General features: G+C 68.0%; 22 protein-coding genes. 14 read left to right on the top strand and 8 right to left on the bottom strand.

The features are described from left to right. Positions 1-52 precede the first annotated feature (52 nt). Positions 53-1,501 carry a carotenoid oxygenase family protein gene (locus A5727_RS26450; RefSeq protein WP_082950054.1) on the top strand — a complete coding sequence of 483 codons (1,449 nt, stop codon included), beginning with the start codon at positions 53-55 and terminating at the stop codon, positions 1,499-1,501. Then, positions 1,498-2,040 carry a TetR/AcrR family transcriptional regulator gene (locus A5727_RS26445; protein WP_068257760.1) on the top strand — a complete coding sequence of 181 codons (543 nt, stop codon included), beginning with the start codon at positions 1,498-1,500 and terminating at the stop codon, positions 2,038-2,040. The genes A5727_RS26450 and A5727_RS26445 overlap by 4 nt, the downstream gene beginning before the upstream one ends. A 6-nt stretch (positions 2,041-2,046) precedes the next feature. On the opposite strand, the gene araA is transcribed toward A5727_RS26445, so the two are convergent. The 8 genes from araA to A5727_RS26405 are packed head-to-tail and all read right to left on the bottom strand — an operon-like array spanning position 2,047 to position 11,474. Further along, positions 2,047-3,558, bottom strand: a complete 1,512-nt coding sequence (gene araA / locus A5727_RS26440; RefSeq protein WP_068257759.1) for an L-arabinose isomerase — start codon at positions 3,556-3,558, stop codon at positions 2,047-2,049. Beyond that, entirely contained in the window at positions 3,555-4,265 is a 711-nt protein-coding gene (locus tag A5727_RS26435) for an L-ribulose-5-phosphate 4-epimerase (RefSeq protein ID WP_068257758.1), read from the bottom strand. The genes araA and A5727_RS26435 overlap by 4 nt, the downstream gene beginning before the upstream one ends. After that, positions 4,262-5,929 (bottom strand): ribulokinase, encoded by a 1,668-nt coding sequence (gene araB / locus A5727_RS26430; RefSeq protein WP_068257757.1) that lies wholly within the window; start codon positions 5,927-5,929, stop codon positions 4,262-4,264. Before araB ends, A5727_RS26435 begins: the two co-directional genes overlap by 4 nt. Beyond that, entirely contained in the window at positions 5,926-6,954 is a 1,029-nt protein-coding gene (locus tag A5727_RS26425) for a LacI family DNA-binding transcriptional regulator (protein ID WP_157521579.1), read from the bottom strand. Before A5727_RS26425 ends, araB begins: the two co-directional genes overlap by 4 nt. After that, positions 6,951-7,955, bottom strand: a complete 1,005-nt coding sequence (locus A5727_RS26420) for an ABC transporter permease subunit (RefSeq protein WP_068257756.1) — start codon at positions 7,953-7,955, stop codon at positions 6,951-6,953. Before A5727_RS26420 ends, A5727_RS26425 begins: the two co-directional genes overlap by 4 nt. Further along, positions 7,943-8,968, bottom strand: coding sequence for an ABC transporter permease (locus A5727_RS26415; RefSeq protein WP_068257755.1), 1,026 nt, complete (start codon positions 8,966-8,968; stop codon positions 7,943-7,945). The genes A5727_RS26420 and A5727_RS26415 overlap by 13 nt, the downstream gene beginning before the upstream one ends. Then, the gene (locus A5727_RS26410; RefSeq protein ID WP_068257754.1) at positions 8,965-10,494 is read right to left on the bottom strand and encodes a sugar ABC transporter ATP-binding protein; all 1,530 of its coding nucleotides are present in this window, start codon (positions 10,492-10,494) and stop codon (positions 8,965-8,967) included. Before A5727_RS26410 ends, A5727_RS26415 begins: the two co-directional genes overlap by 4 nt. Then, on the bottom strand, positions 10,494-11,474 hold the full coding sequence (locus A5727_RS26405) for an ABC transporter substrate-binding protein (protein ID WP_068257752.1): 981 nt from the start codon (positions 11,472-11,474) through the stop codon (positions 10,494-10,496). Before A5727_RS26405 ends, A5727_RS26410 begins: the two co-directional genes overlap by 1 nt. 304 nt (positions 11,475-11,778) lie before the next feature. Here A5727_RS26405 and chvE point away from each other — a divergent pair, with 304 nt between their 5' ends. Genes chvE through A5727_RS26345 form a run of 12 tightly spaced genes read left to right on the top strand, consistent with a single transcriptional unit; the run spans position 11,779 to position 24,649 of the window. After that, the gene (gene chvE / locus A5727_RS26400; protein WP_502687714.1) at positions 11,779-12,855 is read left to right on the top strand and encodes a multiple monosaccharide ABC transporter substrate-binding protein; all 1,077 of its coding nucleotides are present in this window, start codon (positions 11,779-11,781) and stop codon (positions 12,853-12,855) included. 41 nt (positions 12,856-12,896) lie between these two features. Further along, on the top strand, positions 12,897-14,408 hold the full coding sequence (mmsA, locus tag A5727_RS26395) for a multiple monosaccharide ABC transporter ATP-binding protein (protein WP_068257786.1): 1,512 nt from the start codon (positions 12,897-12,899) through the stop codon (positions 14,406-14,408). Next, positions 14,405-15,637: a multiple monosaccharide ABC transporter permease gene (gene mmsB / locus A5727_RS26390; RefSeq protein ID WP_068257749.1), complete on the top strand. Its 1,233-nt coding sequence runs from the start codon at positions 14,405-14,407 to the stop codon at positions 15,635-15,637. The genes mmsA and mmsB overlap by 4 nt, the downstream gene beginning before the upstream one ends. Positions 15,638-15,641: 4 nt before the next feature. Further along, positions 15,642-15,857 (top strand): DUF3263 domain-containing protein, encoded by a 216-nt coding sequence (locus tag A5727_RS26385; protein ID WP_068257745.1) that lies wholly within the window; start codon positions 15,642-15,644, stop codon positions 15,855-15,857. Next, a complete protein-coding gene (gene galT, locus A5727_RS26380; protein WP_231992235.1) occupies positions 15,854-16,939 on the top strand; it encodes a galactose-1-phosphate uridylyltransferase in 1,086 nt (361 codons plus the stop codon). The genes A5727_RS26385 and galT overlap by 4 nt, the downstream gene beginning before the upstream one ends. Further along, positions 16,936-18,039 (top strand): galactokinase, encoded by a 1,104-nt coding sequence (locus A5727_RS26375; protein ID WP_068257741.1) that lies wholly within the window; start codon positions 16,936-16,938, stop codon positions 18,037-18,039. The genes galT and A5727_RS26375 overlap by 4 nt, the downstream gene beginning before the upstream one ends. Next, positions 18,036-18,989 carry an aldose 1-epimerase family protein gene (locus A5727_RS26370; protein WP_082950053.1) on the top strand — a complete coding sequence of 318 codons (954 nt, stop codon included), beginning with the start codon at positions 18,036-18,038 and terminating at the stop codon, positions 18,987-18,989. Before A5727_RS26375 ends, A5727_RS26370 begins: the two co-directional genes overlap by 4 nt. A gap of 46 nt (positions 18,990-19,035) precedes the next feature. Beyond that, entirely contained in the window at positions 19,036-20,022 is a 987-nt protein-coding gene (locus A5727_RS26365; RefSeq protein ID WP_068257739.1) for a thiamine pyrophosphate-dependent dehydrogenase E1 component subunit alpha, read from the top strand. Then, positions 20,019-21,059 carry an alpha-ketoacid dehydrogenase subunit beta gene (locus A5727_RS26360; protein ID WP_068257737.1) on the top strand — a complete coding sequence of 347 codons (1,041 nt, stop codon included), beginning with the start codon at positions 20,019-20,021 and terminating at the stop codon, positions 21,057-21,059. Before A5727_RS26365 ends, A5727_RS26360 begins: the two co-directional genes overlap by 4 nt. 5 nt (positions 21,060-21,064) lie before the next feature. Continuing rightward, positions 21,065-22,555, top strand: a complete 1,491-nt coding sequence (locus A5727_RS26355; RefSeq protein ID WP_068257735.1) for an AMP-binding protein — start codon at positions 21,065-21,067, stop codon at positions 22,553-22,555. After that, a complete protein-coding gene (locus tag A5727_RS26350; RefSeq protein ID WP_068257734.1) occupies positions 22,552-23,529 on the top strand; it encodes an acyl-CoA dehydrogenase family protein in 978 nt (325 codons plus the stop codon). Before A5727_RS26355 ends, A5727_RS26350 begins: the two co-directional genes overlap by 4 nt. Then, a complete protein-coding gene (locus A5727_RS26345; protein ID WP_231992234.1) occupies positions 23,522-24,649 on the top strand; it encodes an acyl-CoA dehydrogenase family protein in 1,128 nt (375 codons plus the stop codon). The genes A5727_RS26350 and A5727_RS26345 overlap by 8 nt, the downstream gene beginning before the upstream one ends. The last annotated feature ends 1 nt before the right edge of the window (position 24,650 follow it).

Here is a 24,650-nt window from a genome sequence, read left to right as displayed (position 1 = left end):
AGTACGCTACCGTACTGTTGACAGTACGCAACCGTACACTTGGGGAGACCTCATGGATGCCACGCTGATTCGAGAGAGCCCGTTCCTGACCGGACATCACCAGCCCAACCGGATGGAGGTCGACGCGCCGGATCTGCTGATCCGCGGGCAGATCCCCGAGGACCTGGCCGGGGTGTTCTACCGCAACGGCGCCGAACCGCTGTACCCACCGACCGACGAGGACTACCACTGGTTCGACGGCGACGGCATGGTGTACGCGTTCTTCATCGAGAACGGTCGGGTGTCGATGCGCAACCGGTGGGTCCGCACCGACAAGTTCCTGTTGGAGCAGGGGCAGGGGCGCCGCCTGTTCGGGGTGCTCGGCAACCCCATGACCGCCGATCCGAAGTCGCAGGGCACGCGGTACAACACCGCGAACACCAACGTCATCATTCATGGTGGGAAACTGTTGGCGCTCATGGAGGGTGCCCCGCCGGTCGAGCTCGATCCGCGCACCCTCGACACCGTCGGCGAGCACACCTACGGCGACCTCATCACCACGACGTTCTCCGCACACCCGAAGGTCGACCACCGCACGGGTGAGTTGGTCAACATCGGCAACGCCGTGCACGGCCTCGGGGGAGAGGCCGTGATCCGCTACGACGTCATCGACGCCGCCGGCACTCCCACCAGGACTGAGTTCATCCCAGTCCCGCACATGACCATGATGCACACGTTCCTGCTCACCGAGAACTGGGTGGTCTTCCCGGTCAACCCTCTGGAGTTCAGTCTGGAGCGCGCCATGGCCGGCGGTCCGATGACGGCCTGGGTCCCGGACCGGCCCAGCAAGCTCGGCATCATGCCGCGCACCGGCACCGCCGACGACGTGCGCTGGATCGAGATCGACCCGCGGCACATGCTGCACGAGGCCAACGCATGGGAGCAGGACGGCATGATCGTCGCCGACGTCGCGGCTGCCGAGGGCACCGCGCTGTTCCCCGACATCCACGGAAACCGGGCCTCCCACAAGGAGACCCAGCAGAGCCTGCGGCACTGGACCATCGACCCCGCCGGTGTGCAACCGTGGCGAGAGGAGGTCATCAACGACCGCGACATCCAGTTCCCGCGTCCCGACGACCGGCTGATGGCCGAACGCAGTCGCCACGCGTACGCCAACAGCAACCTCAACTCGACCGACGGCCGCGTCGACGGAATGGACTCCGCCCTGCGCGTGGACACCCAGACCGGGGTTGAGGACCTCTACCACTTCGGCGCCGGAACCGCCGCCGGCGAGCTGATCTTCGCGCCCCGAGTCGGCAGCGCCGGAGAGTCGGACGGCTACGCGATCACGCTCATCCACCGCAAGGAGGCACTGGAGAGCGAACTGGTGATCTTCGACGCGGGGGACATCGCCGCCGGTCCTCTCGCCAGCGCGGTGATCCCGTTCCGGGTGCCCAGCGGCTTCCACTGCAGCTACTACAGCGTGGACAGCCCGTTGTACGGACAGGCCTTCGGCAGGTGACGCGCGACGCCGAGATCCTCGAGGCCGTGCTGGACATGCTCAGTGCCGGTGGCTACGAGGGTCTTTCGATGGATGCGCTGGCCAAGCGGGTACATGCCAGCAAGGCCACGCTCTACGGCTCGTGGGGTGGCAAGAAGGCGCTGGTGCTCGCGGCGATCCGGTATGCGGTGCACCCCCTCGGTGAGATCGACCACGGCGACCTGCGCGCCGACCTGATCGCGATCGGCCGTGCCCTGGACCACTCCAAGCAGCGTTCGGCCGGATTCATGCTGGCGATCGGGCACACCGCGACCATGGACCCCGACTTCGCCAAGGCGGTGCAGGAGAACCTGGGCGGCCCGGTGATCAACGCGACGCGCAGGGCGATCCGTGCCGCGGTCACCCGCGGTGAACTCAATCCCGCGGCCGAGAAGCTGGGCTACGTCGCCGACATCCTGCCGTCACTGGCGCTGGGCCGCCGGGTGTTCGGCGTCAAGGGACGCATCGACGTCGAGGAGATCGTCGACACCATCGTGCTTCCCGCCCTGCGGGCCGCCTGAGCGGGATCAGAGCCCAGCGGCGACGTGGTGGTACACGTCGTTCCACTTCAGTTCCCGTTGGAAATCGCGGACCGTGGTGGACTCATCGATGACCAGAAGTTCGGTGTCGGTGATGGTCGCGAGGTCCTCGAGCACCTCGGTGCCCACCGCGGTGGTCAGCACCGTGTGGTGCGGCGCACCGGACATCAGCCACGCCTCGGCCGAGGTGCGCCAGGACGGCCTCGGCTCCCACACCGCACACGCGACCGGGAGGTTCGGCAGCTCCGCGTCCGGTTCGACGACCCGAACCTCATTGGCCACAAGCCGGAATCGGCTGCCCATATCGCAGATCCCGACGATCACCGCGTCCGCGGGCGCCGCGGTGAACCGCAGTCGGACGGGGTCCTCGCGGTCGCCGATGGACAGGGGATGCACCTCCAGCGTCGGTGTCGCGCCGGCGATGCTCGGGCAGACCTCGAGCATGTGCGCTCCCAGGATGCGCTCCTGACCGGGTGTCAGATCGTAGGTGTAGTCCTCCATGAACGACGTGCCACCGGCAAGTCCCTCCGCCATCACCTTGACGGTGCGCAGCATCATCGCGGTCTTCCAGTCGCCCTCGCCGCCGAATCCATACCCGTCGGCCATCAGGCGCTGTACGGCCAACCCCGGCAGCTGACGCAGCCCGCCAAGGTCTTCGAAGTTGGTGGTGAAGGCGTGGAATCCGCCGTCGACGAGGAACTTTCGCAGTCCCAGTTCGATCTGCGCGCCGTCGCGCAGCGAGGTGTGCCGGTCGCCGCCGGGGAGCAGTTCCGGGGCGACGCGATAGGTGTGCCGGTACTCCGTGACCAGTTTGTCCACGTCGGTCTGCGGGACCGCCCGCACCGCATCCACGAGGTCGTTGACGCCGAAGCTGTCGATCGAAACGCCGAAGTGCGCCTGCGCCTCCACCTTGTCACCCTCGGTGACGGCCACCCCGCGCATGTTGTCCCCGAACCGAACCACTCGCATCGTCGAGAGTTCGGCGGCGCCGAGTGCGGCCCGCACCCACGACCCGATGCGGGCGCGGGTGTAGGGGTCGCTGACATGGCCGGCGACCGTCTTGCGCGCGGTGGACAGCCGGGACTGGATGTAGCCGAACTCGCGGTCCCCGTGCGCCGCCTGGTTGAGGTTCATGAAGTCCATGTCGATGCTGTGCCAGGGCAGTTCGACACCGAACTGAGTGTGCAGGTGCAGCAGCGGTTTACGCAGTGTCCTCAGACCGCGGATCCACATCTTGGCAGGGGAGAAGGTGTGCATCCAGGTGATCACCCCGACGCACTCCGGCGTGGCGTCGGCCTCGGCGAACACCCGCGCGATCTGGTCGGGGTCGGTCACGACGGGCAGGCAGCGCACAGCCACCGGGATCTCGGCGGCGCCGTCGAGGCGCTCGGCGATCTGACGGGACTGATCGGCCACCTGGTCCAGGATGTCGGGTCCGTACATCGATTGGCTGCCGGTGATGAGCCAGACCTGGCTGGTGGCGAGTCGGGACGCGATCATCGCTGGTTCTCCTGGGTGTCGTCGCGGTGGCCGGGTTGGCCATACACGTTCTGGTAGCGCTCGAACAGGGCCGTGACGTCGGCCGCGTCAAGCGACGGCGGGACGCCGAGTTGCCGGCTGATGTGCACGGTGCGGGCGACGTCCTCGACCATCACCGCGGCTTTCACGGCATCGCGGGCGGTGCGGCCGATGGTGAACGGTCCGTGGTTGCGCATCAGCACCGCGGGAGATCGGCTGCCGCGCAGGGCTTCGACGATCCCGCGGCCGATCGAGTCGTCACCGATCAGCGCGAACGGCCCCACCGGGATCTCGCCGCCGAACTCGTCGGCGATCATGGTGAGCACGCACGGAATCGGTTCACCGCGCGCTGCCCACGCGGTGGCATAGGTGGAATGCGTGTGCACGACGCCGCCCACCTCGGGCATGTGCCGGTAGACGTAGGCATGCGCGGCGGTGTCCGACGACGGGGTCAGCGTGCCGTCGACGAGGTTGCCGTGCAGGTCACAGACCACCATGTCGTCGGCGGTCAGCGACGCGTAGTCCGCACCGGAGGGCTTGATCACCAGGAGATCGCGTCCGGGTACTCGGGCGGACACGTTGCCCGCGGTCCAGATCACCAACTCGTAGTGGGTCAACTGGGCATGGAGGTCGCAGACCTCCTCGCGCAGCTCGGCGATGGTGCGGGTGACGTCAGAGGTGATGCTCATGCCTGGGCTCCCAAGGCGACTCGGGTGTCGATGCGCCGAAGTCGACGCATCATGTCGTTGCCGCGACCGAACCACTCGTAGGCCGCGACATACTCGCGGTAGAGCTGGTTGTAGGCCGCGACGTTCTCGGGGATGGGGGTGTAGGCGTCGCGGACACGTCCGCCCATCCGTGCGGCCGCCGCGGGCACGTCACGGAAGGCGCCCGCGGCGGTGGCGGCGTGAATCGCGGCGCCCAGCGCCGGGGCCTGCGCCGAGGACACGGTCGACAGCGGCAACCCGACGGCGTCGGCGTAGATCTGCATGAGCAGTTCGTTCTTGAGCAGGCCGCCGGCCACCACCAACTCCTCGACCGCGACACCGTTGGCGACGAATGTCTCCACGATCATCCGGGTGCCGAATGCCGTCGCCTCCAGAAGCGCGCGGTACATGTCGACGCAGGTGGTCTGCAGGGTCTGGCCGATCATCACGCCGGAGAGTTCGTGATCGACGAGCACCGAGCGGTTTCCGCTGTGCCAGTCCAGGGCGACCAGGCCGTGTTGACCCACCCGCTGCCGGCTGGCGAGGTCGGTCAGGTGCTGGTGCACGGACAGGCCGCGGCGGCGCGCCTCGATGTGGTGACTCTCCGGCACACAGTTGTCGACGAACCAGCCGAAGATGTCGCCGACCCCCGATTGGCCGGCCTCGTATCCCCATGTGCCCTCGGAGATTCCGCCGTCGACCACGCCGCACATGCCGGGCACCTCGCGCAGTACGTCCGAGTTCATCACATGACAGGTCGAGGTGCCCATGATCGCGACGAGGCGTCCGGGTTGCAGAGCGTCGGCGGCCGCGACCGTGACGTGTGCGTCGACGTTGCCGACGGCCACCGCGATGCCCTCCGGCAGGCCCGTCCACTGCGCGGCCAGTGCGGTCAGGCCGCCGGCGCGATCACCGAGCCGACCGATCGGGTGATCCAGTTTGTCGGCGACGAAGTCGGCGAAGCCCGGACGAACCTCGGCGAGGAATTCGCGCGACGGGTACCGGCCATCCTGACGGATGCCCTTGTATCCGGCGCTGCACGCGTTGCGCACGTAGCGGCCGCACAGCTGCCAGACGATCCAGTCGGCGCCCTCCACGAAGTGGTCGATGGCGTCATACACCTGCGGATCCTCGTCGAGGATCTCCAGCGCCTTGGCGAACTCCCATTCGCTGGAGATCAGACCCCCGTACCGGGGCAGCCAGGTCTCGCCGCGCCGGGCCGCGACGGCGTTGATGCGGTCGGCCTGTGGCTGCGGCGAATGGTGGCGCCACAGCTTGGCGTACGCGTGCGGTCGATCACCGAACTCGGCGAGTTCGCACAGTGGAGTGCCGTCGCCGCGCACCGGCACCATGGTGCAGGACGTGAAATCGGTGCCGATGCCGATGACGTCGGCCGGGTCGACCCCTGACTCGGCGACCGCCTGTGGAACCGCGGTGCGCAGCACCTCGATGTAGTCGGCGGGAACCTGCAGCGCCCACTGCGGTGGAAGCTGGGCGATGCCGCCGGGCAGGGTGTCGGTGACGACACCGTGCCGGTAGGCGTGCTCGGCGACCGCGAGTTGGTGCCCGTCACGGACCCGGACCACCACCGCGCGGCCGGACAGGGTGCCGAAATCGACTCCCACGGTGTACTTGTCGCGGCTCATGCCGACTCCTTGTGCACTCGGGTGCTGTCCCGGACGATCAGTTCGGGGGACAGCAGTGGAACGCTGGCCGTGGCGCCCTCCAGCGTTGCGATCACCAGTTCGAGCGCGCGCTGCCCGACGGCCTTGAAGTCCTGCCGGACGGTGGTCAGGGCCGGGTTCAGGTAGGCGGCCTCGGGGATGTCGTCGAACCCGACGACGCTCACGTCGTCGGGCACAGACAGGCCGGCCTCGACGAGGGCATGCAGCACGCCGATGGCCATCTGGTCGTTGGCGACGAACGCCGCCGTCGCATCGCCGTCTCGGACCAGGGCGCGGCCGATGTCGTAACCGCAGGCCGGTGTCCAGTCCCCCTCCGCGAGCACCCGGGGCGTGAGCCCGGCCGCGCGCATCGCCTCCTCGTATCCGATCCGCCGGCCCTTGGCCTCGGTCCAGGTGGGTGGTCCGGCGATGTGGACGATGTCTCGGTGCCCGAGCTCGATGAGATGTTCGGTGGCCTGCCGGGCGCCGGCTGTCTGGTCGACGCCGACGCTGAGTCCGCTTCCCGACAGGTCGCCCTCGACCACGATCATCGGCATTCCGGCCTCGGCGGAGCGCGCCACGGCGAGCGCGTCCTCCTGGGCGGCGATCATCACAATGGCCTCCACCGATTGGCGGGCGAGATGGTCGAGCGCGTCGCGAAGCGCCTCGCGGGTCACCTCCGCCAGCGGCACCATGCTGGAGAAGTAGCCGGCCGCACGGGCGGCCTCCTCGACGGAACGCTGGATGCTCGACGGTCCGTACAGGGCGCCGTTGGTGCCGACGATCCCGATGATGCCGGAGCGTCGGGTCACCAGGGCGCGGGCGGCGGTGTTCGGGCGGTAACCCAGTTCGGCGATCGCATGCTCGACGCGCGCCTTGGTGGCGGGCCGGATGCTGGGCGAGCCGTTGATCACCCGAGAGACGGTCTGGTGGCTGACCCCGGCCAGACGCGCGACGTCGGCCATCACCGGCTTCGGCGTGATCGATTGTGCGGGGCGGTCTTTCATGGTCCTGACTTCCTCACCACTAGTCGCTGAACGAGGACAAACACAAGGAGTAGGGCGCCGGTCATGATCCGGGTCCAGTAGGAGTCGAGATTGGCTGCCGTCACGAATGTCTGAATGGTGCCCAACACCAGCACGCCGACCACCGATCCCAGGACGAAACCCACACCGCCGGAGAGCAGCACCCCGCCGATGACCGCCGCCGCGATCGCATCGAGTTCCAGACCGACGCCGTTGAGACTGTAGCCCGACAGTTTCTGCGTGGCGAGCAGAAGCCCGGCCAGCGCGGCGCACAGACCGCTGATCGCGTACACCGACACTGTGGCGCGGGACGCGGACAGGCCCATCAACTGAGCGGACTGCCGGTTGCCGCCGACGGCGTACACGGTTCTGCCGAACCGGGTCTGGTGCAGGATGTATGCGGCGGCGAGCACGACCAGGATCGCGACCACCACCGACCAGCGGATGAACTTGTCCTCGTAGAGGTACAGGTAGTCGAGTCCGAACTGACGCAGCAGCGGATCCCTGATCGGCAGGGTGTCGACGCTGATGACGTAACACAGGCCGCGGGCCAGGAACATGCCGGCCAGGGTCACGATGAACGGTTGGATCTCGAAGTACTCGATCATCAGACCCATCAGCAGTCCCAGCAGGGGCCCGATCGCCAGCACCGCGCCCACGGCCAGCGGCATCGGCCACCCCGCCTGCAGGGTGGACGCGAGCACGACGGTCGACAGCGCGACCACCGCTCCCACGCTGAGATCGATGCCGCCGGTGAGGATCACGAAGGTCATACCCACGGCCAGGACGATCAGGTACGCGTTGTCCACGAGCAGGTTCAGGAACACCTGTGTCGGACTGGCGAAGTCATAGCCTGTGATGACGGCGGCGAACAGCGCCGTGAACAGGACCAGCGCGGCCACCGGTGACAGGTGCCGGGCGTGTACCCGCCGGCGGATCTCGGTGGTGACCGTGCGGGGTCGCACCGCGGTCAGTGTGCCCATGCGGGTGCCTTTCGTGACAGCAGAGCCCGGAACTTCGGCGCCTGCAGCAGGCACACCACGACGACGACCAGCGACTTGAACACCAGGGTCGCCTCCGGGGTGATGCCCGCGGTGTAGACCGTGGTGGTCAGGGTCTGGATGATCAGCGCCCCGAGGATGGTGCCGGTCAGGCTGAATCGTCCACCGGCCAGCGATGTTCCGCCGATCACGACGGCAAGAATCGCATCCATCTCGATCCAGAGCCCGGCGTTGTTGGCGTCTGCCGCGGAGATGTTCGAGGCGATCATCAGGCCCGCGACGCCGGCGCACAGTGCACAGAAGACGTACACCGCGAAGACGATCGTGCGGTGCCGAACCCCGGCCAGCCGACTGGCCTCGGGATTGATGCCGACCGACTCGAGCAGCATGCCCAGTGCGGTGCGCCGGGTGATCACCCCGACGAGCACAAACATCGCCAGGCTCACCAGAATCGCCACCGGCAGGCCCCAGAGGTGACCGGCACCGAGAAGCCGGAATGGTGGGCTGGTCACCGTGATGATCTGTCCGTCGGTGACCAACAGAGCGATGCCCCGGCCGGCGGTCATCAGCACAAGGGTGGCGATGATCGGTTGAATGCCGCACACCGACACCAGGACTCCGTTCCACAAGCCGAGGGCGATCGCGACACCGAGGGCGATGCCCATCGCGGTGAGCGCGGCTGCGGCACTGGCCGGATCCGCAGCCGTGGCGAGATGCGCACAGGCCAGGGCCCCGCTGATCGCGACCACCGCCCCCACGGACAGGTCGATTCCGCGGCAGGCGATCACGAGGGTCATGCCGAGGGCCACCAGCATGGTCGGTGCACCGTTGCGCAGGATGTCGATCAGGCTGCCGAACAGGTGCCCGTCCTGGACCCGAATGGTCAGAAAGCTCGGCGTCAGAATGACATTGACGATGAGCAGGGCGACCAGCGCCAGCGCCGGCCACACCAGCGGTGATGTCGTCACCGTCGCCCGCAGGTCCCGCCGGGTCACTGCGCCACGCCCCCGGCGATGAGCGCGGTGAGTTCGCCGACGGTGGTGTCGGCGCCGGCCCGCGCGACACAGCGACCGTCGCGAAGGACGATGATGCGGTCGCTGATCCGGGCGACCTCTTCGAGTTCCGCGGAGATGAACACCACCGCCATACCGTCGGTGGCCAGTTCGGCGACCAGCTTCTGGACCTGCGCCTTGGCGCCGACGTCGACACCTCGGGTGGGTTCGTCGAGGATGAGCAGCCGCGGTGTGGTGATCAGCCACCGGGCCAGCAGGACCTTCTGCTGGTTGCCGCCGCTGAGGTTCTTCACCAGCGCATCGGGGTCGCGCGGACGGACGTCGAGTCGCTCCAGCCAGTGCGACACCAGCGCGTCCTTGGTCTTCTGGGACAGCGGGCGGGCGAATCCGCGACGTGCCTGTGCGGCCAGCACCAGGTTGTCGCGGACCGTCAGCTCACCGATGATGCCCTCGCCCTTGCGGTCCTCGGAGCAGAACGCGATGCCGTGGGCGATGGCGGAGCGCGGAGTGCGCAGTGTGACCGGAGTGCCGTCGATGCGGATCTCTCCGGTGGTCGCACGGTCGGCGCCGAAGAGGAGCCGGGCCAGTTCGGTTCGGCCCGATCCCAACAGCCCCGCGAGGCCGACGACCTCACCGCGATCCAGGTCGAGGTCGATGGGGTGCACGGCGGGGGAGCGGCCGAGGCCGCGGGCCGCCAGAACCGTCTGGCCGCTCGGGCCGTGTCCAGCCGCGTGGCCGTCGAGCTCTTCGAGCACCTCGAGCTCGTGGCCGAGCATGGCTGCCACCAGCTGCCGCCGGTCCAACTCGGCGCTGTCATACTCTCCGACCAGACAACCGTTGCGCAGCACGGTCATTCGGTCGGAGATCTCGTAGACCTGGTCGAGGAAGTGGGAGACGAACAGGATCGCCGCCCCGCCGTCGCGCAACCGCCGCATGACCCGGAACAGCTCGGTGACCTCGTCGGCGTCCAGGCTTGAGGTGGGTTCGTCGAGGATCAGGACCCGTGCCGAGACCGCCATCGCCCGCGCGATCGCCACCAGCTGCTGAAGGGCGATCGGATGGGTGCCGAGGGTGGACCTGGGGTCGATGGTCAGGTCGAGTTCGGCCAGCAGAGCCGCGGCCCGCCGGTTCATCGCTCGCTGGTCGATGCGGCCACGGCGACGTGGCTCCCGGCCCAGCAGGATGTTCTCCGCCACAGTCAGGTTGGGGCACAGATTCACCTCCTGGTAGACGGTGCTGACCCCGGCCTGCTGGGCGTGCCGTGGGCCGCTGAAGCGCTGCTCGACCCCCGCGACCGCGACGTTGCCGGAGGTGATGTCGTAGACGCCGGTGAGGGCCTTGATCAGGGTCGACTTCCCGGCCCCGTTCTCGCCCATCAGCGCGTGGATCTCGCCGGGAAACAACCGGAAGTCGACTCGGTCGAGCGCCTTGACGCCGCCGAACTCGACGGTGACGTCTCGCATCTGCACCACGGGTGTGACACCCGGCGCTGTGACCACGGCGGTCATCAGTACTTGCGGTCCGGCAACGCGGCGGCGGCCTGCTGCTGGTCGAAGGCCTCGTCCGGGATGACCACCCGGGCGGGGACCGGCCTGCCCGCGACCACGTCGGTGGCCAGTTGCATCAACTGCGGGCCGATCAGCGGGTTGCATTCGACGATGTAGTTGAACTTTCCCGCGGCCAGGGCCGCCATGCCGTCGTGGGTCGCGTCGATCGCGACGATCTCGATGTCCTTGCCGGGCTTGAGACCGGCCGCCTCGATGGCCTCCATCGCGCCGAGGCCCATATCGTCGTTCTGGGCGAACACCAGGTCGATCCTGGGATTGGCCTTGAGGAAGGCCTCCATCACCTGCTTGCCGCCCGAGCGGGTGAAATCGCCGCTCTGCGAGGCGATCACCTTGAGATTGGGATTGGCGGCAATCGCCTGGGCGAATCCGGTGTTGCGCTCGATGGCGGGGTCGGCGCCCGTGGTGCCCTCCAGCTGAACGATGTTGACGGGCCCCGGTGTCGAGGCGTGCCGCTGAACCACCCAGTCGCCGGCGCGCCTGCCCTCGGCGACGAAGTCCGCGCCGACGAACGTCCGATAGACGTCGCTCTCCTCGGTGTCGACGGCACGGTCGGTGAGGATGACCGGAATGCCGGCGTTCTTGGCCTCCAGCAGCACTGCGTCCCATCCGGTGCGTACGACCGGGCTGAAGGCGATCACGTCGACGCCCTGTTGCACGAAGGACCGAATGGCCGCGATCTGGTTCTCCTGCTTACCGCCCGCATCGGAGAACTTCAGGTTGACCTTTGCGGACTTCGCCGCGTCCTGGATGGACTGGGTGTTGGCGGTTCGCCAGCCGCTCTCGGCGCCGACTTGGGAGAACCCCATCGTGAGCTGACCGCCGTCGCCGCCGGACTCACCCGCGGGCGCTGGGCCGCTGCCGCAGCCCGCCAGGGCGGCCACCGCGGCGATACTGACGATCGCAGAGCGAAGACTCTTCACAGTGACTCCTTCAAGTGGTGTCTGCCGAGGTCAGCGGGGTGCTGACGCGGTGGGTGTCGACGGGCGCGAGGCGCGAAGGCGGTGTGACTGCCGTTACACAAGTCGGAATGTTAACGCTCACATTCGGCGCGTGTCAACGGTGTCCAGCGGCGGAGCCTGGGTGAACCGCACCCCTTGACAAGTCGTGAGCCGCGTCACAAAATCGGAAATGTTAGCGCTCACATTTCGTTGGGGCTGACTGTGTCCGCCGCGGTCAGCGGCGAAGCAACCGGAGGATTTGATGCGTAAAAGCTTTGTTCGAATCGTGGGAGCACTTGCGGCCGTGGCCGCGGTGACCGCCGTCGGCTGCGGTCGCCAGGCGCCGACCGAGGCGGGCGACCCAGGGGCGGACCGCGCGGGCACCATCGGTATCGCGATGCCCACGAAGTCGTCGGAGCGATGGGTCGCCGACGGCGCCAACATCGCCCAACAGTTCGCCGACCTCGGCTACCAGACTGATCTGCAGTACGGCGATGACGTTGTGCAGAACCAGGTTTCGCAGATCGAGAACATGATCACCAAGGGCGTGAAAGCCCTGGTGATCGCTCCGATCGACAGCTCCTCGCTGACCGACACCCTGCAGCGTGCGGCGGACGCGGGGATCCCCGTGGTCTCCTACGACCGGCTGATTCGCGGCACCGAAAATGTGGACTACTACGCGACATTCGACAATTTCGGAGTCGGGGTGCTGCAGGCGTCCTACATCGTGGACTCACTCGGGGTGAAAGACGGCGCCGGGCCCTTCAACATCGAACTGTTCGCCGGCTCGCCCGACGACAACAACGCGACGTTCTTCTTCAACGGCGCCATGAGCGTGCTGCAGCCGTATCTGGACAGCGGCAAGCTCGTCGTCAAGAGCGGTCAGACCTCGTTCGATCAGGCGGCCACGCTGCGCTGGGACGGTGCGCTCGCGCAGTCCCGGATGGACAACCTGCTGAGCCGGTCCTACACCAGCGGGCGGGTGGACGCCGTGCTGTCGCCCTACGACGGGCTGTCGCTGGGCATCATCTCGGCCCTGAAGAGTTCGGGCTACGGAACACCGAACAACCCGCTGCCGATCGTCACCGGCCAGGACGCCGAACTGGCGTCGGTCAAGTCCATCGTCGCCGGGGAGCAGACCCAGACCGTCTTCAAGGACACCCGCCAGCTGGCGAAGGCCGCGGTGCAGATGACCGATGCGCTGCTGACCGGAGGCGAGCCCGAGGTGAACGACACCACGACCTACGACAACGGGGTCAAGGTGGTTCCGGCCCTGCTGCTCGATCCCGTGAGCGTGGACCGAACGAATTACCAGCAGGTCCTGATCGACTCCGGCTACTACACACCGGCACAGCTCGCGTGACCGAGACCCGCGACCCGGCGGCGGGCTCGCCGCTGCTTGCGATGCGCGGCATCACCAAGCGCTTCGGCAACGTGACGGCGCTGCGTGACGTCAACCTCACGGTGCGCGAAGGCGAGATCCATGCCATCTGCGGAGAGAACGGCGCCGGGAAGTCGACGCTGATGAAAGTCCTCAGCGGGGTTCATCCGCACGGGAGCTACCAGGGTGAGATCACCTTCGACGGTCGTCCGGGGGAGTTCAAGGACATCCGGTCCAGCGAGCGCAGCGGCATCGGCATCATCCACCAGGAACTCGCGCTGGTGCCGGTGCTGTCGATCGCCGAGAACATCTTCTTAGGCAACGAGCACGCCTCCTCCGGTGTCATCAACTGGCACGAGACCATGGCGGACGCACAACGCCTGCTCGACCGGGTGGGACTGCGCGAGAGCCCACGGACCCGGATCAGCGACATCGGCGTCGGTAAACAGCAGCTCGTGGAGATCGCCAAGGCGTTGTCCAAGCAGGTCAAGCTGCTCATCCTCGATGAACCCACCGCGGCCCTCAACGACGCCGACAGCGCCCACCTGCTCGACCTCATCGTCGAGCTCAGCGGTCAGGGTCTGACCTGCATCATCATCTCGCACAAACTCAACGAGGTGATGCGGGTCGCGGACACCGTGACAATCCTGCGCGACGGGCAGACCATCGAGACCCTCCCGGTCGACTCCGGGCTCACCGAGGAGCACGTCATTCGCGGCATGGTGGGCCGCGACATGGTCGACAGGTTCCCGCCGCGGTCAACCCATCCGATCGGTGAGGTCACCTTGGCGATCGAGGACTGGACCGTGCACCATCCGCTGGACCCGCAGCGCAGGGTCGTCGACTCGGTCTCGGTCAACGTCCGCCGTGGTGAGGTCGTGGGACTGGCGGGACTGATGGGCGCCGGCCGCACCGAACTCGCGATGAGCGTGTTCGGCCGCAGCTATGGAAGGAAGACCGCAGGACGAGTCTTCAAGGACGGCAGACAGATTCGTACCCGTACCGTCCCGGAGGCGATCAGCCACGGCATCGCCTATGTGACCGAGGATCGCAAGCACTACGGCCTGAACCTGATGGACGACATCGCCAGAAGCGTGACCCTGGCCTCGCTGCAGAAGGTGAGCCGCACCGGCGTCGTCAACGAGCACGAGGAGACGCTGGTCGCGGAGGGATTCCGATCCGACATGAAGATCAAGGCGCCGTCGGTGCGGACCACCACGGGCACCCTGTCCGGCGGAAACCAGCAGAAGGTGGTGCTGAGCAAGTGGGTCTTCGCCGACCCTGACGTGCTGATCCTCGACGAGCCCACCCGCGGTGTCGACGTCGGCGCCAAGTACGAGATCTACACGATCATCAATCACCTTGCAGCGCAGGGAAAATCCGTGATCGTCATCTCCTCGGAACTGCCCGAGCTGATCGGTCTGTGCGACCGGATCTACACCCTCAACGAGGGCCGGGTCACCGGCGAGGTGGACCGCGCGGACGCCGCGCAGGAGACGTTGATGCATTTCATGATGAAGGGACCGACCACATGACCACCAGTTCGACACTGGACGCCGGGTCCAGCACGCCCGCACCCCCGACGCCGGACTCGCCGCGACAGCGGCTGAAATCACTTCTGCGTGGGAACTTTCGGCAGTACGGCATGGTCGTCGCGCTGGTCCTGATCGTCATCCTGTTCCAGGTCTGGACCAGTGGCATCCTGCTCAAACCGCTCAACGTCACCAACATCGTCCAGCAGAACGGCTACATCCTGATCCTGGCGATCGGCATGGTGATCGTCATCATCTCGGGACACATTGACCTGTCGGTGGGGTCGATCGCGGGTTTCGTCGGCGCCATGTCGGCCGTGTTGATGGTGCACCATCACATGTCGTGGCCCATCGCGGTGGCGCTGTGCCTGCTGCTGGGTGCGCTCATCGGTGCGTGGCAGGGGTTCTGGATCGCCTACGTCGGCATCCCGTCGTTCATCGTGACCCTGGCGGGCATGCTGGTGTTCCGCGGGGCGACACAGTATCTGCTCGAAGGCCAGTCGATCGCCCCGTTCCCGCGCAGTTTCAGCCAGGTCAGCAGCGGATTCCTGCCCGAACTGGGGAACGCGAGCATGTATCACTGGCCGACGGTCATCCTGGGTGCGGTCGTGATGTGCGTCGCGGTGTGGCAGCAGGTTCGACAGCGACGGACGCAGATGCGCTATGCCTTCGACGTCATGCCCCTGGGATGGTTCGTGCTGAAGTGCGTGGGCATCGTCGCGGCACTGGCGGCCTTCACCCTCGTGCTCGCGAGCTATCGCGGGGTGCCCGTGGTCGGCGTCATCCTCGCGGTCGCCTTCGTCGTGTACGCCTTCGTCATGCGCAGCACCGTCTTCGGCCGCCAGGTCTACGCGGTCGGCGGAAACTCCGCGGCGGCGCGACTGTCCGGAGTGAAGACCAAGCGCGTCACCTTCCTGGTGTTCGTCAACATGGGCCTCCTGTCGGCCCTGGCCGGTCTGCTGTTCGCGGCGCGGCTGAATTCCGCCACACCGCAGGCCGGTATCGGGATGGAGCTCGAGGCCATCGCCGCGGCATTCATCGGCGGCGCCTCGGCGAACGGCGGTGTGGGCACGGTGTTCGGCGCGATCATCGGCGGGTTCGTCCTCGGAGTGCTCAACAACGGGATGTCGCTGATCGGCATCGGCAGCGACGTCCAGCAGGTCATCAAGGGACTGGTGCTGCTGGCGGCGGTGGGCTTCGACGTCTACAACAAGAAGAAGGGCGGGTCCTGACCCGATGGACCGCTTCGACCGCGAGATCCTCGACTACGTCCGCAGCTGGGCAGTCTATGGCGGCCCTCCCGCCGATGCGGTGATGACGAACTTCGGGATGACCCCCGAACAGCTCGCCGCCCGCGTCGAGCGCATCATCTCGGAAGAGAGGGCGCGCATTGCACAGGAGCTGCGCCGGCCCTGGCGGCGGGTGCAGGCCGCGCAGAAGACCAGCCGGTGAGCGTCTCCCCAACGCCGTGGACATTGTCCGATGGCCGCGAGCTGCTGTTCTTCGCACTGCCCGGAAACGTCCCCGCGCCGGTCGTTGACCGTCGAGCGCTGCCCGTCCGCGACGGTGCGCAGTCTCAGGTGCGCTACGACCGCCAGACCGGTGAGTGGGTGATCATCGCCGCGCTGCGCCAGGACCGCACTCACCAACCCGGGATGGCCGAGTGTCCGCTGTGCCCCGGACCGTCCGGGCTCACCAGCGAGGTGCCCGCCCCCGACTACGACGTGGTGACGTTCGAGAATCGATTCCCCAGCCTCTATGGCGGAGGTGGGCTTGTCGCGCTCGACGACCCCCAGGGGTTCGCGTCCGCGCCCGGCCGGGGGCGCTGCGAGGTCATCGCGTTCTCCAGCAGCCACTGCGGGTCGTTCGCCGATCTCGACGAGGCCCACGCCCGGCTGGTCGTCGAGGCATGGCGCCACCGCAGCGCGGACCTGTTGGGCCGGCCCGGGATCGAGCAGGTCTTCTGCTTCGAGAACCGGGGCGAGGAGATCGGTGTCACGCTGACTCATCCGCACGGACAGATCTACGCCCTGCCGCACCTGACCCCTCGGGCCGTGGCGATGTTGGCGCGGGCTCGTGACCACCGGATGAGGCACGGCACCAACCTGTTTGCCGACATCCTTGCCGACGAGGTCGCTGACGGCTCCCGAATCATCGCCCGCGACGACGCCTTCACCGCCTTCGTGCCGTTCGCGGCGCGGTGGCCGGTGGAGGTGCACATCCATCCGAACCGGGCCGTGCGCAACCTGACTGAGCTCTCCGGCACCGAGCTCGACGCCTTCACCCGGATGTACCTCGACATCCTGCGCAGGTTCGATCAGTTGTACGGCGACCCACTGCCGTACATGTCCGCCCTGCACCAGTACAGCGACACCGATGCGCAACGAGAGGGCCGCTTCCACGTGGAGCTGATCTCGATACGGCGCAGCGCCACCAAGCTGAAATACCTCGCCAGTTCGGAATCGGTGATGCGGACGTTCGTCAACGACACCGTTCCCGAGGCCGTCGCCGAGCGACTGCGCGGGCTGCGATGACGGCGCCGGTCATTCGGTATTCGGCCCCCGGCCGGGCCAACCTGATCGGGGAGCACACCGACTACAACCTCGGTTTCGCGTTGCCCATCGCGCTTCCCGTCCGCACCTCGGTGACCCTGCTGCCCGACGACGCCGACACGCTCGAGGTGCACAGTGACCGCGTGCCGGGATCGGTGCGCGTGCCACTGAACACGGTGCCCGGAGACGTCACCGGATGGGCCGCCTACGTGGCGGGCGTGGTGTGGGCTCTGCGGCTCGCCGGCCACCGCGTCCCGGGCGGAACGATGTCCATCAGTGGCGGAGTCGACATGGGTTCGGGTCTGGCGTCGTCCGCAGCGCTGGGATGTGCGGTGCTCGGCGCGATCCTGGCGGCCACCGGCGAACCCATGGATCTGGGGGACCGGGCGCGGGTCGCGCAGCGCGCCGAGAACGGCTATGTCGGCACCCCCACTGGTCTGCTGGATCAGACCGCGATCCTCTTCGCCGAATCCCGGCGGGCACTGCTCATCGACTTCCGCGACCACACCACGCGCCCGGTGCCGTTCGACCCCGAGGCCTACGGGCTGGCGCTGCTGTTGATCAACTCCCATGCGGCGCACCGGCATGCCGACGGCGAGTACGCCACTCGGCGAGCGGCCTGCGAGCGTGCCGCCGGCGCCCTCGGTGTGTCCTCACTGCGGGAGGTTCAGGAGCGGGGAACCGCGGTGCTGTCGGGCGTGCCGGACCCCGTCGACGCCCGCCGCGCCCGGCACGTCCTCACCGAGAACGAAAGGGTTCTCGATATGGTCGCCGCGCTGCAGGCCTGCGACTACCGACAGGTCGGCGGCCTGTTGTCGGCCTCCCACGACTCGATGCGCGACGACTTCGAGATCACCACCGCGCACCTCGATCTCATCGCCGACACCGCGGTGCGCGCAGGAGCCCTGGGGGCCCGGATGACCGGCGGCGGATTCGGCGGATGCGTCATCGCTCTCGTCGACGCCGCGCGTGCCGGTGCCGTCAGCGAGGCCGTGCGCGACACCGTGCGGCGGGCCGGGCACCCCGCGCCGAGCATCGTCGTCACGCAGGCCGGACCCGGTGCGGGCGAGCACATCTCGTGACCGGCGGATATCAGTTTGAGCTCAGCCTGCGTGCCGGCGGACGGTCGGTTCGGGCGCGGATCGCGCAGGTGGGCGCCGCGATCCGGCACCTCTCGATCGACGGGGTCGACCTCACCGCGGGTGTCGATGAGCGCCATCCCGTGCCGCACAGCTGCGGCACGGTGCTGGTTCCCTGGCCGAATCGGGTGCGCGACGGTCGCTGGACTCACCGCGGTTACACCCATCACCTCGAACTCACCGACCCCGGCACAGGCAGCGCACTGCACGGACTGCTCCGTGACACCCCGTACGTGCCCACCCTGCGTTCCGACGCGTCGATCACCCTCAACGCCCTGGTGCGCGCGCAACGCGGTTACCCGTTCCCCCTCGACACCGCGGTCCGCTATCGGCTGGTCCCGGACGGGCTGGTGGTCAGACACACCGTACGCAACGTCGGGATATCCTGTGCCCCAGTCGCACTCGGGGCACACCCGTTTCTGACCATCGGCGATGTGCCGACCGAGGACCTGACGCTGGCGGTCAACGGGTGCAGACACATCGACGTCGATGACCGGCTCATACCCGTTGGCGTCACCGACGTGGACGGGACCGAATGGGATCTCCGCGGTGGCCGCACGGTGGCCCAGCTGGATCTCGACGACGCGTGGGCGGTCGACAACACCGAGGGCACCACTCTCGCGTCCCTGTGCGCGCCCGACGGACGCACCGTGTCACTGTGGGCGGACCCGAGTTTCGGTTATGTCCACGTCTTCACCACGCGAGCGTTCCCGTTCGGGGCCAGCTCGGTGACCGCGGTCGCGCTCGAACCCATGACCGCGCCCGCCAATGCGTTCAACCACGGTGTGGGGCTGCGATGGCTGAAGCCCGGGGAGGCGCTGTCCGCGACCTGGGCGATCCGGTCCAGCTGGGCCCCAGCGGTGGCGACCTCGGACATTGACAGGGGGAAGTGACTCCTGTTACATATTATTTATCCAGCCGACTAATACAGGGGGCGCTATGAGTCCGTCTGATCTCGGGATCGGCGCCGCCGAGTTGACGTCGATCTTCACCACCGCGACCCGGATCAAGACCTGCGATGAGAAGTTCCGCTCCCTCATCCTGACCGGACAGGTCAGCGCGCAGTACTACTCGCCGCGCGGACAGGAGATCGTCTCGGCCGCCATGGGGGCGGTGCTTCGGCCCACCGACTACGTCGTCACGACCTACCGTGGCCTGCACGACCACCTCGCCAAGGGGGTCCCGATGAAGCCACTGTGGGCCGAGTTCTTCGGCCGGGCCACCGGCACGTGCAAGGGCAAGGGCGGGCCCATGCACATCACCCACCCCGACAGCGGCCTCATGGTCACCACGGGCATCGTCGGCGGCGGACTGCCGATCGCGGCCGGCCTCGCGTGGGCCTCGCAGGTTCAGGGCAGCGACCGTGTCACGGTGGTCAACTTCGGTGACGGCGCGACCAACATCGGCGCCTTCCATGAGGCCTGCAACCTCGCCGCACTGTGGAAGCTGCCGGTGATCTTCTGCTGCCACAACAACCGCTACGCCGAGCACACGTCGTTCGAGGACGGCACCAGCGTCGACCGCGTCGCCGACCGCGCCGCGGCCTACCGCATGCCGGGCGTGCGGGTCGACGGCAACGATCCGGTGGCGATGTACGGCGCGGCCAGGGAAGCCGTCGATCGCGCCCGCGCCGGCGAGGGTCCCACCCTGATCGAGGCCATGACCTTCCGGTTCTTCGGCCACCAGATGTCGGACCAGAACGAGTACATGCAACCCGGTGAACTCGAACGCGAGCGCGCCGCCGATCCCGTGCTGCGCCTGCGTGCCCGGTTGATCGAGCAGGGGGTGCTCACCGAGGCCGAGGTGCAGATGATTGAGGCCGACGCCAAGTCGGAGGTCCAGGAGGCCTTCGAGTATGCCGAGGCCTCACCACTGCCCGACCTGGCCGAAGGGCTCACCGACGTCTACGAGGAGGTGCTCGCATGACCGATCCCGCCGAGGCCGTGGAGACCACACCGATGCTGGGGTTTCAGGCCATCGGAAGCGCACTCGACGACGCACTGGGCCGCGACCCGACCGTGCTGCTCCTCGGTGAGGACATCGCCGACCCCAGCGGCGGCGTGTTCAAGGTGTCGGCCGGCCTGTCGACGAAGTACGGTGCGCACCGCGTGCGCGCCACCCCGATCAGTGAGCAGGCCATCGTCGGCGCGGCGATCGGGGCCGCGATCGCCGGCATGCGCCCCGTCGCCGAGATCATGCTGATGGACTTCCTGGCGGTGTGCATGGACCAGTTGTCCAACCACGCGGCCAAACTGCGGTACATGTCCGGCGGGCAGACGACGGTGCCGCTGACCATTCGGTGCGCCGCAGGCGCCGGAATGCAGTTCGGTGCACAGCATTCCGAGATGCTCGAGGCGTGGGTCACCCACATCCCCGGTCTCAAGGTCGTCGTGCCCAGCAACCCGGCCGACGCCAAGGGCCTGCTCACCGCGTCGATCTTCGACCCCGACCCCGTGGTCTTCATCGAGCAGAGCCTGCTCTACTTCGCACCCCCGCAGCCTGTTCCGGTCGGCCACCACGTGGTGCCCCTGGGATCGGCGGCCACCCTGCGGCCCGGCACCGACATCACGCTGATCAGCTACGGCCGTCAGGTGCACGACGCGATGGCCGCGGCGCAACGGCTGGCAGAGGAGCACTCCATCGAGGCCGAGGTCATCGACCTGCGGTCCCTGGTCCCGCTCGACGAACGCACGATCCTGGAGTCGGTGGCCCGCACCCGCCACGCTGTGGTGGTTCACGAGGCTGTGCGGCGCAACGGGTTCGGTGCCGAACTGGCGGCATTGATCACCGAGAACCTGTTCGATGAACTGGGCGCGCCGGTGCAGCGCGTCGCGGGTGCCAACACCCCGATCCCGTTCGCCAAGGTTCTCGAAGACGCGTTCGTCCCCAGCGTCGACGCGATCGTCGCCGCGGCCGCCTCCACGATCAAGCGATCACGCGTCACGGTGTCGGCGAACGGATAAGTCGCGTGGTGCACGGCATCGCGCAGTGTGCGCAACGAGATCCCGATCAGGTCGCCATCACCGACGGCACCACCTCGTGGACGTGGGCCCAACTCAATGACCTGCTCAACCGCACCACCAATTGGCTTCTCGCTCAGGGGATCCGGGAAGATCAGCGGGTCGCGGTGTTCGCCGAGAACAGTGCGTACACCGCACTTGCACATCTCGCCGTCACGTATGCGGGGTGCTCGGCGGTGCCGGTGAATTATCACCTGACCCCGGCCGAGGTCGGATACATCCTGCGTGACGGTGCGGTGCACACCGTGCTGTGCAGCGCGCGCACGGCCCCGACGGCCCGCGCAGCCGATGCCGGAGTGCAGGTGGTGGACCTGACCTCCGGGGTGCCCGACGCCCCGAACGACGAACCGTCGAGCGCCATCAGGCCGGCCAAGCCGCTGTACTACACATCCGGCACCACGGGGATGCCCAAGGGTGTCGAACTGCCCGATCAGATGTTTCCCGGCGGCGCCGACATGGTCGAGCACGTCGACCTGGTGGCCGCCTCGCCGGTGCGCGCGCCGGGACGGCACCTCGTGGTCGCGCCCATGCACCACACCGGGCCGATGACCGGCGTGCGCGGACTCCTGGCCGGAACTCCGCTGGTGATCATGCAGCGCTTCGACGCCGAACAGGTCCTGGCGACCATCGCAGCGGAACGCATCGAGGCCACCATGATGGTCCCCACGCACTTCTCGCGACTCCTTGCCCTGCCCAAACACATTCGTGACTCCTATGACGTCAGCAGCGTGACCCGGATCGTGCACACCGGGGCGGCCTGCCCCATGCATGTCAAGCGCGCGATGATCGACTGGTTCGGGCCGATCCTCGTGGAGGCGTACGGGTCCACCGAGGCCGGCACCATCACCATGATCGACTCGGCCGAGTGGCTGGCGCATCCCGGTTCGGTGGGCAGGGCACTGCCCGGCTGCGAACTGACCATCCGCGACGAGACGGGTGCGGTGCTGCCGCCGGGGGAATCGGGGCTGGTCTGTGTGCGCTCCCTGACCGGTGCGCATCCGCGGTACCACGGCGACCCCGAGAAGACGCAGCGCAGCTACATCGCCGACGGCGTGTTCGTCATCGGCGAGATCGGCCACCTCGACTCCGACGGCTACCTGTACCTGACCGACCGGGCCACCGACCTGGTGGTCAGTGGCGGCGTCAACGTGTACCCGGCCGAATCCGAGGCGGTGCTTCGCACCCATCCAGCGGTGGCGGATGTGGCGGTGATCGGCATTCCGCACGCGGACCTCGGTGAGCAGCTGTGTGCGCTCGTGCAGGCCCGCGAGGGTGTTCCGGTCGACGCCGCCGAGTTGGTGGACTGGACCCGAGACCGACTGGCGCACTACAAGTGTCCGGCGATCGTCGAGTTCGTGGACGCCGACCTGCGGTCGGCCATGGGCAAGCTCAACAAGCGCAGACTGCGCGACGAATACCTGTCGGTGAGGCAACCATGAGTGGGGAATCAGAAGAGCAGCAGGCGCTGCGCGACGTGCTGCGCGCGTTCTTCGCCGGCGGCGACACCGCCACGTGGCAGCGGCTGATGTCGGACATCGGCGCCGACGCTCTGGTCTTCGACGTCGGGCAGCCCGACTGCACCCCAGTCGAACTCGCGATCCTGGCCGAGGAGGCCGGCGCCGCGCTGTTCGACGGACCACTGGTGCCCTCGGTCATCGCGGGTGCGGTGGGTGACGAGACGCTGCTCGCACCACTGCGGGACGGCGCACGCACGGTCGGGGCCACGGTGACCCCGGTGACCGGCCTGAACGTGCACGAGGACACCGTCGATGTTGTGGCCGAACCCGTCTGGGGTGGTGCAGGGGCGTCGCAGGTCATCGTGACGGGTCCGGCGGGCATCGCCTGGCTGGACGCCGAGAGTGTCACCAGCACAACGCTGTCCGGCCTGGACCTCTCGCGCGAGTTCACCCGCGTCACCGCACAGGGGGCCCGTCCGCGACACGTGCTGCAGGGGGCCGCCGCCGAAACCGCCACGCAGGCAGCGGCACGGCTGACCAGCCTGGTGATCTCCGCCGAACTCCTCGGTGTGGCCCAGCATGCGTTCGACCACACCGTGGACCACCTGCGCACCCGGGTGCAGTTCGGCCGCACCATCGGCTCCTTCCAGGCCGTCAAACACCGGCTGGCCGACCTGCTGGCCGCCGTCGAGCTCGCGCGCTCGGCGGTCTACGGCGCCGCGGCGAACCCCGACGACCTGGACCTGGCGGTGGCCGCGACGCTGACCCGCGACGCCGCCCTGTCGGTGACCAGGGCCGCCGTCCAGTTGCACGGCGGCATCGCCATCACGTGGGAACACTGGGCGCACCGGTACCTGCGCCGAGCACACGCGGTCACCGCGCTGACCGGTTCCGCGGCGCAGCATCGCAGGCTGCTCGCCGATCTGATCGATCGCAGGGATGGCATCCATGTCTGAGCACCTGGCAGCGTTGCGGACCGAGATCGAGGGGTGGGTCCGCACACATCTGCCGCAGCCCTGGCCCAGTGACACCGACGCCGCGAGTTGGTTCGCCGAACTCGGTAAGGCGGGCTACAGCGTGCCGGACTGGCCGACCGAGCACGGTGGGTTGGGGTACTCCGAGGAGCAGGCGGCCGTGGTCCGCTCGGTGCTGGCCGCCTACGGTGCGCAACTGCCCACGCACCATTTCGTGCCCATCACGCTGATCGGCCCGGCGATCATGACCTGGGGCACCGCCGAGCAGCAGGAGCGGTACCTGCCCGGCATCGCGTCCGGGGCCGACATGTGGTGTCAGCTGTTCAGCGAGCCCGGGGCCGGTTCGGATCTGGCCAGTCTGGCCACCCGCGCCGTGGCAGTCGACGAGGGCTGGCTGATCAACGGCCAGAAGGTGTGGAGCTCGTTCGCCAGCGAGTCCCGGTACGGAATGCTGTTGGCGCGCACCGATCCCGAGAAGCCCAAGAATGCGGGCATCACGTGCTTCCTGGTCGACATGGAGACACCGGGTGTCACCGTTCGCCCGCTGAAGCAGATCACCGGTGATGAACACTTCTGCGAGGTGTTCCTCGAGGAGGTGGTGCTGCCCGAAGGCAGCGTGCTGGGTGCGGTGGACGACGGGTGGCGCGTCGCGATGACGACGCTGGGCGCCGAACGCTCCGGGCTGTCCGAGACCACCGACGCCAGCGGTGTTGCACTTGCGCCGGTGCTCGCGCTGGCCCGTGAGACGGGTGCCTGGCAGAACCCCGAGGTCCGCGACCGCCTTGCCCAGCTGGCCGCGGTGGAGCGTGCGCTGGCGTTGACGACCCAGCGCACCAACGGGTCGATCACCAAGCTCGTGCTCTCCGAACTGTCCCAGCGGATCAGCGAACTGGGCTTCGAACTGGCCGGTGCCCGGGCGGCGTGCTGGGACGGCGACACCATGCCGGCCGAAGCGCACTCGCTTCTGGACACGCGGCGGTTGACCATCGCGGGCGGCACCTCGGAGATCCAGCGCAACATCATCGCCGAGCGCGTACTGGGCCTCGAGCGAGAGATCGACCCGTACCGCGGACGGCCGTGGCGTGAGCTGCCGCGTGGGTGAC

The sequence above is a fragment of the Mycobacterium sp. ACS4331 genome, from assembly GCF_001667265.1.
Classification (GTDB): Bacteria; Actinomycetota; Actinomycetes; order Mycobacteriales; family Mycobacteriaceae; genus Mycobacterium.
Note: the sequence above shows the minus strand (reverse complement) of the source record. Positions and strands in the feature narration are given on the sequence as shown.